Source organism: Paraburkholderia sp. MM6662-R1 (assembly GCF_050436245.1).
Classification (GTDB): Bacteria; Pseudomonadota; Gammaproteobacteria; order Burkholderiales; family Burkholderiaceae; genus Paraburkholderia; species Paraburkholderia tuberum.
The window spans coordinates 3,004,987-3,018,892 of sequence record NZ_JBNDLV010000001.1; the positions used below are offsets into that span (position 1 = coordinate 3,004,987).

At 60.2% G+C, this 13,906-nt stretch carries 8 protein-coding genes, 2 tRNA genes, 3 rRNA genes and 1 pseudogene; 8 read left to right on the forward strand and 6 right to left on the reverse strand.

Annotated elements, in window-relative coordinates; all coding sequences use genetic code 11:
- Nucleotides 1-113: 113 nt before the first annotated feature.
- A complete protein-coding gene (gene apaG / locus OKW39_RS14225; RefSeq protein ID WP_184009102.1) occupies nt 114-488 on the forward strand; it encodes a Co2+/Mg2+ efflux protein ApaG in 375 nt (124 codons plus the stop codon).
- Between the two features lie 144 nt (nt 489-632).
- Here the strand turns inward: apaG and OKW39_RS14230 are convergent, their stop codons facing one another.
- Entirely contained in the window at nt 633-806 is a 174-nt protein-coding gene (locus OKW39_RS14230) for a hypothetical protein (RefSeq protein WP_167368587.1), read from the reverse strand.
- 16 nt (nt 807-822) lie between these two features.
- On the opposite strand from OKW39_RS14230, the gene mltA reads away from it, so the two are divergent.
- A complete protein-coding gene (gene mltA / locus OKW39_RS14235; RefSeq protein WP_429335361.1) occupies nt 823-1,941 on the forward strand; it encodes a murein transglycosylase A in 1,119 nt (372 codons plus the stop codon).
- Nucleotides 1,942-2,119: 178 nt separating this feature from the next.
- Here the strand turns inward: mltA and paaK are convergent, their stop codons facing one another.
- The 4 genes from paaK to paaN form a co-directional block, all read right to left on the reverse strand.
- The gene (gene paaK, locus OKW39_RS14240) at nt 2,120-3,424 is read right to left on the reverse strand and encodes a phenylacetate--CoA ligase PaaK (protein WP_090802009.1); all 1,305 of its coding nucleotides are present in this window, start codon (nt 3,422-3,424) and stop codon (nt 2,120-2,122) included.
- A 112-nt stretch (nt 3,425-3,536) separates the two neighbouring features.
- Complete coding sequence (gene paaI / locus OKW39_RS14245; protein WP_090802007.1) at nt 3,537-3,998, reverse strand: hydroxyphenylacetyl-CoA thioesterase PaaI; 462 nt, start codon at nt 3,996-3,998, stop codon at nt 3,537-3,539.
- Nucleotide 3,999: 1 nt separating this feature from the next.
- Nucleotides 4,000-4,791: a 2-(1,2-epoxy-1,2-dihydrophenyl)acetyl-CoA isomerase PaaG gene (gene paaG, locus OKW39_RS14250; protein ID WP_429362898.1), complete on the reverse strand. Its 792-nt coding sequence runs from the start codon at nt 4,789-4,791 to the stop codon at nt 4,000-4,002.
- A gap of 166 nt (nt 4,792-4,957) precedes the next feature.
- Nucleotides 4,958-6,658, reverse strand: coding sequence for a phenylacetic acid degradation protein PaaN (gene paaN, locus OKW39_RS14255; RefSeq protein WP_429335358.1), 1,701 nt, complete (start codon nt 6,656-6,658; stop codon nt 4,958-4,960).
- Between the two features lie 135 nt (nt 6,659-6,793).
- Here paaN and OKW39_RS14260 point away from each other — a divergent pair, with 135 nt between their 5' ends.
- The 6 genes from OKW39_RS14260 to rrf all read left to right on the forward strand — a co-directional run bounded on the left by OKW39_RS14260 (nt 6,794) and on the right by rrf (nt 13,424).
- Nucleotides 6,794-7,570 carry an enoyl-CoA hydratase gene (locus tag OKW39_RS14260; RefSeq protein ID WP_184036005.1) on the forward strand — a complete coding sequence of 259 codons (777 nt, stop codon included), beginning with the start codon at nt 6,794-6,796 and terminating at the stop codon, nt 7,568-7,570.
- Between the two features lie 469 nt (nt 7,571-8,039).
- Nucleotides 8,040-9,572 (forward strand): 16S ribosomal RNA (locus tag OKW39_RS14265).
- A 75-nt stretch (nt 9,573-9,647) separates the two neighbouring features.
- Nucleotides 9,648-9,724: transfer RNA gene (locus tag OKW39_RS14270), tRNA-Ile, on the forward strand.
- A gap of 53 nt (nt 9,725-9,777) precedes the next feature.
- Nucleotides 9,778-9,853: transfer RNA gene (locus tag OKW39_RS14275), tRNA-Ala, on the forward strand.
- 348 nt (nt 9,854-10,201) lie between these two features.
- A 23S ribosomal RNA gene (locus OKW39_RS14280) occupies nt 10,202-13,083 on the forward strand.
- A 227-nt stretch (nt 13,084-13,310) separates the two neighbouring features.
- Nucleotides 13,311-13,424: ribosomal RNA gene (rrf, locus tag OKW39_RS14285) — 5S ribosomal RNA — on the forward strand.
- Together the 16S, 23S and 5S rRNA genes with 2 tRNA genes alongside form the textbook arrangement of a ribosomal RNA operon.
- 123 nt (nt 13,425-13,547) lie before the next feature.
- On the opposite strand, the pseudogene OKW39_RS14290 reads toward rrf, so the two are convergent.
- Nucleotides 13,548-13,906: pseudogene (locus OKW39_RS14290) on the reverse strand (IS3 family transposase); the annotation flags it as partial.

Sequence of the window (13,906 nt, forward strand, 5' to 3'; positions counted from 1 at the left end):
GCATCAAGCAGAATGCCATTCCATGAGCGCCGCATCGCCGCTGCACCCGCAGACCATTGGCGTTCGGGCCTTCCACGATTTTTCACAGCCCGTTTGATCAGATCGGAATCAGGATGAGCCAGTACGAATTCAGCGTCTCGGCGCAGGTGCACTACCTGCCCGAAGAATCGGACCCGGAGCGTCGCCAGTACGCCTTTGCCTACACGCTGACCATCCGTAACACCGGCCAGGTGCCCGCACAGTTGATCGCGCGTCACTGGATCATCACCGACAGCGAAAACACCGTCCAGGAAGTCAAAGGCCTGGGCGTGGTCGGTCATCAGCCGCTGCTCAAGCCGGGCGAGCATTTCGAATACACGAGTTGGGCAGTGATCGCGACGCCGGTCGGCACGATGCGCGGCGATTACTTCTGCGTGGCGGAGGATGGTGAGCGCTTCGAGGCGCCGGTGCCGGAGTTCGTGTTGCGCATGCCGCGAACGTTGCATTGAACCGGCGCGGTGTTGCGCGGTCTTTAATGAGTTCGTGTCGGCGCGCGGCGCAGCGGGCAGTTGAGTGGGTGGTTGGATGAGCGCTCAGACGAGCGCTGATGCACGAGGGGTTGCGCGGTTCCGTATGCAACCCGCCGGTCAGGGTCACTGCGGCTTTTGCTGTTGGGACCGTTCCGCCGGCTTGGCACGTCTCGCTTTTTTCTTGCCAGACGACGTCCACACAACGATAAAGACGAGCAGGAACAGCGCGAGCAGCGATTCCAGCGCGAAGATGAGCATCGGGTATTCGTCAAACAAATCAGACATGGCGGTTTCCATCAAGAACGAACATTGTATGCGTTTTGTCCGCCGAGCCGGCGCGTGGGTCGGTGCATTGTCGGTTGCGGTGTTGCTTGCCTCCTGCGGCGGCGGCGGCGCGCTCCGGCCTTCGCCGCCGAGCGGCGCGGCGATCATCCCCGGCCAGATCGCGTCGTCGCGCTTGACCGCGGTTGCGTGGCAGCAGGTGCCGGGCTGGCAGGACGACTCGCTGATCGGCGCGACGGCCGCGTTGCGGCAAAACTGCACGAGGCTCGCGCGTCAGCCGAACTGGTCGCGTGCATGCGCGGCCGCCGCGCAAATCGACGATCTCGACGTCACCGGCGCGCGCGCTTTCTTCGAAGCCTACTTCACGCCGTTCCAGCTCGCGAATAGCGACGGCACGCTCGACGGTCTGGTCACCGGTTACTACGAGCCCCTGCTGCGGGGCTCGCGCACGCGGCATGGGGTATATCAGACCGCGCTGTACCGCTGGCCCGCCGGCTATCGCGCGGGGGCGCCGTTGCCGGCGCGTGCCCAACTCGAACGCTCGGGCGCGCTCAGCGGCAACGAACTCGTGTGGGTCGACGACCCGATCGAAGCATTCTTTTTGCAGGTGCAGGGCTCCGGGCGCATCGTGATGGAAGACGGCAGTGTGATGCGCGTCGGCTTTGGCGGTACCAACGATCAGCCGTACAAGTCGATCGGGCGCTGGCTGCTCGATCATGGCGAGATCACACCCGCGCAGGCGACGATGCAGGGCATCAAGGCATGGGCACGCGCGAATCCGACGCGCGTCGATGGATTGCTCGACACCAATCCGCGCTTCGTGTTTTTTCGCGAGATGCCGTCGGCCGAAAGTATGCCGAGCGGCGGCGCGGACGGCCCGATCGGCGCGCTCGGCGTGCCGCTGACGCCGGAGCGCTCGATTGCGGTCGACCCGAGCGCGATTCCGCTCGGCACGCCGGTGTTCCTGCAGACCACACGGCCGCTGACGAACTCGCCGATGAACCGCCTCGTGTTCGCGCAGGACACGGGCACCGCGATCAAAGGCGGCGTGCGCGCCGACTACTTCTGGGGCCTCGGCGACGGTGCCGGTGATCTGGCTGGCAAGATGAAGCAGGGTGGCCGGATGTGGTTGCTGCTGCCGAATTCGTGAGGCGGTGGGGCGCAGGCGGAAGCGTGACTGCCGTTTGAGTTACAGCGGTTTTCGGGAGGCGGGTTGGAGGCTGCCGCGAAGCCGCTAATAGAAGTCGTGGAAATCGGCGTCACGTTCGGATCAGGATCCGTGCGTGACGCCGTTTTTTGTTGGGCTCTTACGCTGCGCGTTGCCTGACTTAGAGCCCCGAACTGCGCTTGTCGACCACCCGCCGCGCCTTGCCCACCGAGCGCTCGATCCCATTCACGGCCAGCACGTTCACCACCGCGCTTACGCCAATCAGCGCCTTGATGTCGTACGCCAGCGCGTTTTTCGCGGTGGTTAGCGCGGAAATATCCGGCGCGCTTTCGGGGCACGGTTCGACGTTCAGCGTCAACACGTCGAGCGGCCCTTCCTTCGTCAGTACGATCTGATAGTGCGGCGCGAGCGCGTGCTGCTTGAGCAGCAACTCTTCGATCTGCGTCGGGAACACATTGACGCCACGGACGATCATCATGTCGTCCGAGCGGCCCGTGATTTTTTCCATACGCCGCATCGTGCGGGCGCTGCCCGGCAGCAGGCGCGTGAGATCGCGCGTGCGGTAGCGGATGATCGGCAGCGCTTCTTTAGTCAGCGACGTGAACACGAGTTCGCCGAGTTCGCCATCGGGCAGCACCTCCCCCGTTTCGGGGTCGATGATCTCGGGATAGAAATGGTCTTCCCAGATCGTCGGGCCGTCTTTGGTCTCGATGCACTCCGAGGCGACGCCCGGGCCCATCACTTCGGAGAGACCGTAGATGTCGACCGCGTCGATGCCCATGCGTTTTTCGATCGCCTCGCGCATTTCGTTGGTCCACGGCTCAGCGCCGAAGATGCCGATGCGTAATGAGCAGCTAGCCGGGTCGATACCCTGGCGCTCGAGTTCGTCGGCGATCGACAGCATGTAGCTCGGTGTCACCATGATGATGTCCGGCCGGAAGTCCTGGATCAGCTGCACCTGCTTTTCGGTCTGACCACCGCCGAACGGAATCACGGTGAGCCCCGCGCGCTCGGCGCCGTAATGCGCGCCGAGGCCGCCCGTGAAGAGGCCGTAGCCGTAGCTCACGTGCACCTTGTCGCCGCGCTTCGCGCCGGCGGCGCGTATCGAACGGGCGACGAGATTCGCCCACGTGTCGATGTCGCGCGCCGTATAGCCGACGACGGTCGGCTTGCCGGTCGTCCCAGACGATGCATGGATTCGCGAAATCTGCTCCGGCGGCACCGCGAACATGCCGAACGGATAGTTGTCGCGCAAATCCTTCTTCGTCGTGAACGGAAAGCGCGCGAGGTCCGCGAGCGACTTGACATCGCCCGGATGAACACCGGCTTCGTCGAACTTGCGCCGGTACACCGGCGAATCTTCATACGCATGGGTGAGTGACCATTTGAGCCGTTCAAGTTGGAGCGCGGCGAGCTCGTCGCGGCTGGCGGTCTCGATCGGATCGAGCGGAAGAGCGGTGCTCATCGAATGTCTCCTTGCTGCCTCAGTATCTGAGTTTGATATGTAACGCGTTGGCGTCAGAGAGCCACGCAGACAGTTGTCCGCGAGGGCGGCTCTGGCTTGCCGCCGCTCAATGTCAGTCGCCGGTGGGAATCAGGTTGCCCCTGATTTGCGCCGACTTGCCGCGAAACATCGCGACGGTCTCGCCGGCGCGATTCGTGACGCGAATATCGTAGATGCCAGTGCGCCCGCTCGATGTCTGCTCGACCGCTTCGGCGCTCAGAACGTCGCCGCCGTAAACCGGCCGGAGGTATTCGATCGAGCAGCCGGCGGCAACCGTATTGATGTTGTAGGTGTTGCAGGCGAACGCGAAGGTCGAATCGGCGAGCGTGAAGATCAGGCCGCCGTGGCAGATCTGATGGCCGTTCAGGAAGTCGTCGCGCACCGCCATGCGCAGCCGCGCATAGCCGGGGCGCACTTCGAGAATCTCGAGCCCGAGCGCGCGACTGCAGGCGTCGTTTTCGTACATCGCGGCAGCTGTCGCGCGGGCGAGTTCGTCGGCAGTCATCTGGTCGGGGCGGGTGGTTTGCGTGGACATCTCAACGCCCCTCGAAGCGCGGCGCGCGCTTTTCGATAAATGCCTGCACGCCTTCCGCGTAATCGTGCGAGGCGCCTAGTTGGCGCTGCAGATCACGCTCGAGATCGAGCTGCTGGTCGAGCGTTTGCGTTGTGCCGGCACGCATCGCCTGCTTGATCGCGGCGATCGCGCGCGTCGGTTGCTGGGCAAGCTGGGCCGCGAGTTTTGCCGCGGCCGGAGCCAGTTCGGCGTCGTCGAGCGCTTGCCAGATCAAGCCCCAGCTTTCGGCTGTGTCGGCGCTGAGCTTGTCGCCGGTGATCGCGAGGCCGAGCGCGCGTGCCATGCCAACGCGTTGCGGCAGGAACCACGACCCGCCCGAATCCGGCACGAGGCCGATCTTCACGAACGCTTGGATGAAACTCGCGGAGCGAGCTGCGAGCACCAGGTCGCAGGCCAACGCGAGATTGGCGCCCGCGCCGGCGGCCGTGCCGTTGACCGCGGCGATCACCGGAAACGGTAGCGCTTGCAGACGGCGGATCAACGGATTGAAGTATTCATCGATGACGGCGCCGAGGTCGGTCATCGCGCCGGGCGTGAAATCGAGGTCGGCGAGATCCTGGCCGGCGCAGAAGCCGCGTCCCGCGCCGGTGAGCACGAGCGCACGTGCGCCGGACTTTTCGACCTGGTCGAGTGCCGCGCCGAGTTCCTGATGCATCGCGCGCGTGAAGCTGTTGAGCTTGTCCGGGCGGTTCAGCGTGATGGTGGCGACGTGGCTCGATGAGTCGATGTCCAGCCGGATCGCTTCATATGACATGGGGTGTCTCCTCAAACTCTCTTTGGCCGATGGGCACGGTCGCTCGACTAGCGTCGGCGCGTGATGCCGATCCGATGTCTGATGTTCGACAGAGCGCACGACTCGGTCCATCCGCCGAACGGCATAGGACGAAGTCGTGCGTTGTGCTGAAGCCTTCTTATGCCGTTCAGCCAGCTACCGCGGGCGCCGCTTTCGGTTCAACATGAACGCGGCTTTGAACGACGCGGAAGCGGTTGGCGACGAAAGCGGCATCGGCAAGCGCGGCATTCGCGGCCGGGTTGGCGCCGGTGCCGTGAAAGTCCGAAAAAGCCGCGGACTGGTTGACGAACACGCCACCGGTCAGGTTGATCGACAGTGCGACGCCGCCGCGAATCGACGCTTCGTGCGCGGCGTCGAGCACGGCGTCGTCCGTGCTGTAGACCGCCAGCGTTAGCGCGCCGTGCTCGGCAGCAATGTCGCCAGCGAGGTCGAGTGACTGCGCGGTCGAGTCCGTCGCGATGACGAACGAGATCGGCCCGAACCATTCTCTCGTGAACTGGGCGCGGTCGGTCGAGGCGTCGAGTTGCAATACGAGCGGTGTGCGCACGCGAGCGCCCGGAAAGGACGGATGGTCGAGCGTCTGGCTCGCGACGAGAACGCGGCCGAGCCCGGCGGCTTCGTCGATGCGCTGCGCGACGCCTTCGTTCTGGATCGCGCCGAGCAGTTCGACGGCGCGGGCCGGATCGGCGACGAGCTTTTGCACCGCGCCGGCAAGCGCCTGGGAGACATCGTCAAAGCTGAGCGTGCCTTCCGCGGTGCGAATGCCGTCTCGCGGTACGTAGATATTTTGCGGCGCGGTGCACATCTGGCCTGAGTACAGCGCCAGCGAGAACGCGATGTTGCGCGCGGCCGCCTTGATGTCGTCGACCGAGTCGATGACGATCTGATTGACGCCAGCTTTTTCGGTGTAGACCTGCGCCTGGTGCGCGTTGCGCTCGAGCCAGGTGCCGTTCTGGGTGCTGCCCGTGAAGTCGATCAGTTTGATCTCGGGGCGCTGGGCCAGTTGCTGGACGAGGGCGCCGTCGTTCGGGGCGGTGGCCAGCAGCGTGACGACGTTCGGATCGAAGCCCGCTTCGCGCAACACGTCACGCGCGATGCGCACGGTCAGCGCGAGCGGCAGGATCGCGCCCGGATGCGGCTTGACGATCACCGTGTTGCCGGTGGCCAGATCGGCGAACAGGCCCGGATAGCCGTTCCACGTCGGGAATGTGCAGCAGCCGAGCACGAGGCCGATGCCGCGCGGCACGACGGTGTAGCGCTTGTGCATCGCGAGCGGCGGGTTTTTGCCTTGCGGCTTTTCCCAGTGCGCGTCGGCGGGAATACGGCGCAGTTGATCCCAGGCATACGCGACCGCTTCGAGCGCGCGATCCTGCGCGTGTGGGCCCCCTGCCTGGAAGGCCATCATGAACGCCTGACCGGTCGTGTGCATCACGCTGTAGCCGAGCTCGAAGCTGGCGCGATTCAGGCGCGCGAGGATTTCGAGGCTCACGCCGATCCATGCCTGCGGGCCGGCGGCGCGCCAATCGCGTTGCGCCGCGGCAGATGCGGCGATGAGCGCGCTCGGGTCGGCTTTCGGGTAACGCACGCCGAGCTGGAAGCCGAACGGCGAAACCTCTGCGCCGACGGTCTCTCCCGTCGACGGTTGGTCCAGGTCGAACGTTTTGTCTAGAAGCGCCTTGAACGCGGCTTCGCCGTCCGCGTTGGCTGTTTCCCCGTACACTTTCGGACTGGGCATCTCGACGAACGGGCTCCAGTAGCCGCGCGTTTCGAGCGCGGCGAGCGCTTTGTGCAGCGTGTCTTCGTGCTTGGTGAATAGCGGATGTGTCATGGCAAAGAGGCTCGGCTGTACGTTGGGGAAATACCTGTCGAATAATTGACCGACCGGTTGGTTGGGGAATGGTAGCATCACCACAGACGATGCGCGAAGCGTTTTTCGCGTGCGATTAACCCTTATGGAGGCGGCATGGCTTACGAAAACATTCTGGTTGAGACGCGGGGACGGGTCGGACTGATTACGCTCAACCGTCCGAAGGCTCTGAATGCACTGAACGACGCGCTGATGGACGAACTAGGCGCAGCGTTGCGCGAGTTCGACGGCGACGAGTCGATTGGCGCAATCGTCGTGACGGGCAGCGAGAAAGCGTTCGCGGCCGGTGCGGACATCGGGATGATGGCGTCGTACTCCTATATGGATGTCTACAAGGGCGACTACATCACGCGCAATTGGGAAACGGTTCGCTCGATCCGTAAGCCGATCATTGCCGCGGTGGCGGGCTTCGCGCTCGGCGGCGGCTGCGAACTGGCGATGATGTGCGACATCATTTTTGCCGCCGACACGGCGAAGTTCGGTCAACCGGAAATCAAGCTCGGGATCATGCCGGGCGCGGGCGGCACGCAGCGCTTGCCGCGGGCGGTGTCAAAAGCGAAGGCGATGGACCTCTGTTTGACCGCCCGTTTCATGGATGCCGCCGAAGCGGAGCGCGCCGGACTGGTTTCGCGCGTGATCCCGGCGGCATCGCTGCTTGACGAAGCGGTCGGCGCGGCCGCCACCATTGCGGAATTCCCGCTGCCGGCGGTGCTGATGGTCAAGGAGTCGGTCAACCGAGCCTTTGAAACGACGCTCGCGGAGGGCGTGCATTTCGAGCGCCGCCTGTTCCATTCGCTCTTCGCCACCGAAGACCAGAAAGAGGGCATGGCCGCGTTCGTGGAGAAGCGCAAACCGGTTTTCAAGCACCGTTAATACGCTTGTCAAAATATCGCTTGCAAGTCCCGATGTCGGCGACTAGAATTCCGCACTTTCGCGCTCCGGACGCCGGGGTGCGGAGAAGCGGGAAGCCTTTGATGGCGTGGGCTTCGGCGGCGTGGGCAGGTTAGGCGAGTGATAAAAACCTGTTGACGATCCGGTGGAAGTTCTCCATAATTCCGCTTCTCTGCTGCAGACGCAGCGACGCAAACGAAGCGGTGCCGGGTAGTGGTGGTTCAGGCGCGGCGGGTTTGGCGGACCGATCTTTAAAAACTAACAGTCGATAAGTGTGGGCGCTTGATGCGGAATGCGGCGGCGGATTCTCCGGAGTCTGCTGTCAGGCAGAAGTATCAGAAGCCTCACACAGTATTAGAGGAAGGTTTGTCTGTCGAAAGACGGATCAATCATCGTCAGTACGTTGAGTGAGCGACCGGGTTCGAGAGAGCCCGAACACAGTAACAGGTTTGAACTGAAGAGTTTGATCCTGGCTCAGATTGAACGCTGGCGGCATGCCTTACACATGCAAGTCGAACGGCAGCACGGACTTCGGTCTGGTGGCGAGTGGCGAACGGGTGAGTAATACATCGGAACGTGTCCTGGAGTGGGGGATAGCCCGGCGAAAGCCGGATTAATACCGCATACGCTCGGGAGAGGAAAGCGGGGGATCTTTCGGGACCTCGCGCTCAAGGGGCGGCCGATGGCAGATTAGGTAGTTGGTGGGGTAAAGGCCTACCAAGCCGACGATCTGTAGCTGGTCTGAGAGGACGACCAGCCACACTGGGACTGAGACACGGCCCAGACTCCTACGGGAGGCAGCAGTGGGGAATTTTGGACAATGGGCGCAAGCCTGATCCAGCAATGCCGCGTGTGTGAAGAAGGCCTTCGGGTTGTAAAGCACTTTTGTCCGGAAAGAAAACCTCGTGGCTAATATCCGAGAGGGATGACGGTACCGGAAGAATAAGCACCGGCTAACTACGTGCCAGCAGCCGCGGTAATACGTAGGGTGCGAGCGTTAATCGGAATTACTGGGCGTAAAGCGTGCGCAGGCGGTGCTGTAAGACCGATGTGAAATCCCCGGGCTTAACCTGGGAACTGCATTGGTGACTGCAGCGCTGGAGTATGGCAGAGGGGGGTGGAATTCCACGTGTAGCAGTGAAATGCGTAGAGATGTGGAGGAACACCGATGGCGAAGGCAGCCCCCTGGGCCAATACTGACGCTCATGCACGAAAGCGTGGGGAGCAAACAGGATTAGATACCCTGGTAGTCCACGCCCTAAACGATGTCAACTGGTTGTCGGGCCTTCATTGGCTTGGTAACGTAGCTAACGCGTGAAGTTGACCGCCTGGGGAGTACGGTCGCAAGATTAAAACTCAAAGGAATTGACGGGGACCCGCACAAGCGGTGGATGATGTGGATTAATTCGATGCAACGCGAAAAACCTTACCTACCCTTGACATGTATGGAATCCTGCCGAGAGGCGGGAGTGCCCGAAAGGGAGCCATAACACAGGTGCTGCATGGCTGTCGTCAGCTCGTGTCGTGAGATGTTGGGTTAAGTCCCGCAACGAGCGCAACCCTTGTCCCTAGTTGCTACGCAAGAGCACTCCAGGGAGACTGCCGGTGACAAACCGGAGGAAGGTGGGGATGACGTCAAGTCCTCATGGCCCTTATGGGTAGGGCTTCACACGTCATACAATGGTCGGAACAGAGGGTTGCCAAGCCGCGAGGTGGAGCCAATCCCAGAAAACCGATCGTAGTCCGGATCGCACTCTGCAACTCGGGTGCGTGAAGCTGGAATCGCTAGTAATCGCGGATCAGCATGCCGCGGTGAATACGTTCCCGGGTCTTGTACACACCGCCCGTCACACCATGGGAGTGGGTTTTACCAGAAGTGGCTAGTCTAACCGCAAGGAGGACGGTCACCACGGTAGGATTCATGACTGGGGTGAAGTCGTAACAAGGTAGCCGTATCGGAAGGTGCGGCTGGATCACCTCCTTTCCAGAGCTGTGCATTCATTGCACTCAAGTGCTCACGCTTATCGGCTGTGGTTAGAAGAAACGCAGGCAGGCTCAGGGGTCTGTAGCTCAGCCGGTTAGAGCACCGTCTTGATAAGGCGGGGGTCGATGGTTCGAATCCATCCAGACCCACCAGTGTCTTGTCTGGTGAGCTGAAGGGCTGGGGCCGCTGGAGTATCTGTGAGACTGGGGGATTAGCTCAGCTGGGAGAGCACCTGCTTTGCAAGCAGGGGGTCGTCGGTTCGATCCCGTCATCCTCCACCAATCCTCAATGCCAAGGGTTCAGCACGAAGTGATGCTGAGTACTTTGCATTGGCGATTGAGCCAGTCAGAGCGGTATGAGGCACAGGCTTCATACCGGCTGCCGTTCTTTAACAATCAGGAAGAAGTAGTAAAGAGATTCACGAAAGGCACCTGGAGATGGGTGCGGAGTAGGTGAATCAGGGTTGTGATTGTATCGATGTATTTTAAAGGTGATCGAAAGATTGCTTTGGAATACGGCGCAACACGAATACTCAACCTGTAGCGAGTGCGTCTATCCCCTGCGGGGATGGGACCCACGTAAGCGCTAAAGCGCTAGCGTGGGTCGACACAGAGACACACCCGTTATAGGGTCAAGCGAACAAGTGCATGTGGTGGATGCCTTGGCGATCACAGGCGATGAAGGACGCGGTAGCCTGCGAAAAGCTCCGGGGAGCTGGCAAACGAGCATTGATCCGGAGATGTCCGAATGGGGAAACCCACTCCTAATGGAGTATCCGTAGCTGAATCCATAGGCTACGTGAGGCGAACGCGGTGAACTGAAACATCTAAGTAACCGCAGGAAAAGAAATCAACCGAGATTCCCAGAGTAGTGGCGAGCGAAATGGGATCAGCCGGTACACGTTATCTGTATTGTTAGTCGAACGCTCTGGAAAGTGCGGCCATAGCAGGTGATAGCCCTGTAGACGAAAACAGCATGGAAGAACTGGGTGTACGAGAAGTAGGGCGGGACACGTGAAATCCTGTCTGAAGATGGGGGGACCATCCTCCAAGGCTAAATACTCGTGATCGACCGATAGTGAACCAGTACCGTGAGGGAAAGGCGAAAAGAACCCCGGGAGGGGAGTGAAACAGATCCTGAAACCGCATGCATACAAACAGTCGGAGCCTCTGCGAAGGGGTGACGGCGTACCTTTTGTATAATGGGTCAGCGACTTACATTCAGTGGCGAGCTTAACCGATTAGGGCAGGCGTAGCGAAAGCGAGTCCGAACAGGGCGTCCAGTCGCTGGGTGTAGACCCGAAACCAGGTGATCTATCCATGGCCAGGTTGAAGGCACGGTAACACGTGCTGGAGGACCGAACCCACTAACGTTGAAAAGTTAGGGGATGAGCTGTGGATAGGGGTGAAAGGCTAAACAAACCTGGAAATAGCTGGTTCTCTCCGAAAACTATTTAGGTAGTGCCTCGTGTATCACCTTCGGGGGTAGAGCACTGTCATGGTTGTGGGGTCCATTGCGGATTACTACGCCATAGCAAACTCCGAATACCGAAGAGTGCAATCACGGGAGACAGACATCGGGTGCTAACGTCCGGTGTCAAGAGGGAAACAACCCAGACCGCCAGCTAAGGTCCCCAAATATGGCTAAGTGGGAAACGAAGTGGGAAGGCTAAAACAGTCAGGAGGTTGGCTTAGAAGCAGCCACCCTTTAAAGAAAGCGTAATAGCTCACTGATCGAGTCGTCCTGCGCGGAAGATGTAACGGGGCTAAGCCATATACCGAAGCTGCGGATGCACAGTAATGTGCATGGTAGGAGAGCGTTCCGTAAGCCTGCGAAGGTGCACTGGAAAGTGTGCTGGAGGTATCGGAAGTGCGAATGCTGACATGAGTAGCGATAAAGGGGGTGAAAGGCCCCCTCGCCGTAAGCCCAAGGTTTCCTACGCAACGTTCATCGGCGTAGGGTGAGTCGGCCCCTAAGGCGAGGCAGAAATGCGTAGCTGATGGGAAGCAGATTAATATTTCTGCACCATTGTGAAATGCGATGGGGGGACGGATCGCGGAAGGTTGTCCGGGTGTTGGAAGTCCCGGTCCTTGCATTGGAGAAGGCGCTTTGGCAAATCCGGGCGCAGAATTCAAGGGTGCGAGGCGAGCCACTTCGGTGGCGAAGCAACTGGAAGGGGTTCCAGGAAAAGCCTCTAAGCTTCAGTTTCACAGTGACCGTACCGCAAACCGACACAGGTGGGCGAGATGAGTATTCTAAGGCGCTTGAGAGAACTCGGGAGAAGGAACTCGGCAAATTGGTACCGTAACTTCGGGATAAGGTACGCCCTCATAGCCTGACTGGCCTGCGCCAGAAGGGTGAAAGGGTTGCAATAAACTGGTGGCTGCGACTGTTTAATAAAAACACAGCACTCTGCAAACACGAAAGTGGACGTATAGGGTGTGACGCCTGCCCGGTGCCGGAAGATTAAATGATGGGGTGCAAGCTCCTGATTGAAGTCCCGGTAAACGGCGGCCGTAACTATAACGGTCCTAAGGTAGCGAAATTCCTTGTCGGGTAAGTTCCGACCTGCACGAATGGCGTAACGATGGCCACACTGTCTCCTCCCGAGACTCAGCGAAGTTGAAGTGTTTGTGATGATGCAATCTCCCCGCGGCTAGACGGAAAGACCCCATGAACCTTTACTGTAGCTTTGCATTGGACTTTGAACCGGTCTGTGTAGGATAGGTGGGAGGCTATGAAGTTGGGACGCCAGTCTCAATGGAGCCGTCCTTGAAATACCACCCTGATCTGTTTGAGGTTCTAACCTTGGCCCGTGATCCGGGTCGGGGACAGTGCATGGTAGGCAGTTTGACTGGGGCGGTCTCCTCCCAAAGTGTAACGGAGGAGTACGAAGGTACGCTAGGTACGGTCGGAAATCGTGCTGATAGTGCAATGGCATAAGCGTGCTTGACTGTGAGACTGACAAGTCGAACAGGTGCGAAAGCAGGTCATAGTGATCCGGTGGTTCTGTATGGAAGGGCCATCGCTCAACGGATAAAAGGTACTCTGGGGATAACAGGCTGATACCGCCCAAGAGTTCATATCGACGGCGGTGTTTGGCACCTCGATGTCGGCTCATCTCATCCTGGGGCTGTAGCCGGTCCCAAGGGTATGGCTGTTCGCCATTTAAAGAGGTACGTGAGCTGGGTTTAAAACGTCGTGAGACAGTTTGGTCCCTATCTGCCGTGGGCGCTGGATATTTGAAGGGGGCTGCTCCTAGTACGAGAGGACCGGAGTGGACGAACCTCTGGTGTACCGGTTGTCACGCCAGTGGCATCGCCGGGTAGCTATGTTCGGAAGAGATAACCGCTGAAAGCATCTAAGCGGGAAACTCGCCTTAAGATGAGATATCCCCGGGGCTTCGAGCCCCTTGAAGGGTCGTTCAAGACCAGGACGTTGATAGGTCAGGTGTGCACGTACAGTAATGTACTGAGCTAACTGATACTAATTGCCCGTAAGGCTTGATCCTATAACAGGTGTGTCTCGACCCGCGTGAGTGCTTCAGCACTTACGCGGGTCCGATCCCCGAAGGGGATTTGTGTGACCTCCCGCGGGAGCTCACAGAAACGCACGGTTGGGATTCAGTGTTGTGCCAGAAACAACACAACCCCCCACACTCGAATCCTTTACGCTTCTTCCCGATTGGCTGTGGCGCAACCGGTTGACTCCAGCCCTGCGACGCAGCAACCCGTCATGCCTGATGACCATAGCGAGTCGGTCCCACCCCTTCCCATCCCGAACAGGACCGTGAAACGACTCCACGCCGATGATAGTGCGGATTGCCCGTGTGAAAGTAGGTAATCGTCAGGCTCCCCTCCAGTCAGAAACCCCACCCGCCGCGGTGGGGTTTTTGCGTTTACGCGGCCAAAATTAACAAACAGCATTGAAGCAAGCGACGCCTCCGCCCGCCTCAACGCTTTTCAACTGGTTCTCCCGCTGCCGACGCAATATACCCCAGACCCGGCGATAACCATAGCTCGGCAGGTCAGTGACGGTCAGCCGTATTTCTTCGACCAGCCCGGCATCGTCCGTCTTCCTGGCGCTGCGTCCATCCTGCCAGTCGGCTGGACGTGCAAGCCTTGACGCCAGGTTTGAGCGCGCTACACCGAGAACGTCGCAGACCTGCTTCACTGCTCGTCCCCCGGCAATGAGGTTGAGCGCGCAATCCATTTTCGCGACTTCGCCACCTCCACCGCCTCACGGAGAATCTCGTTCTCCATTGTCTTTTTGCCGAGCAGTTGCTGGAGTTCCATGATTTGCTTCAGCGCATCCCTCAGCTCCGACGCATCAAC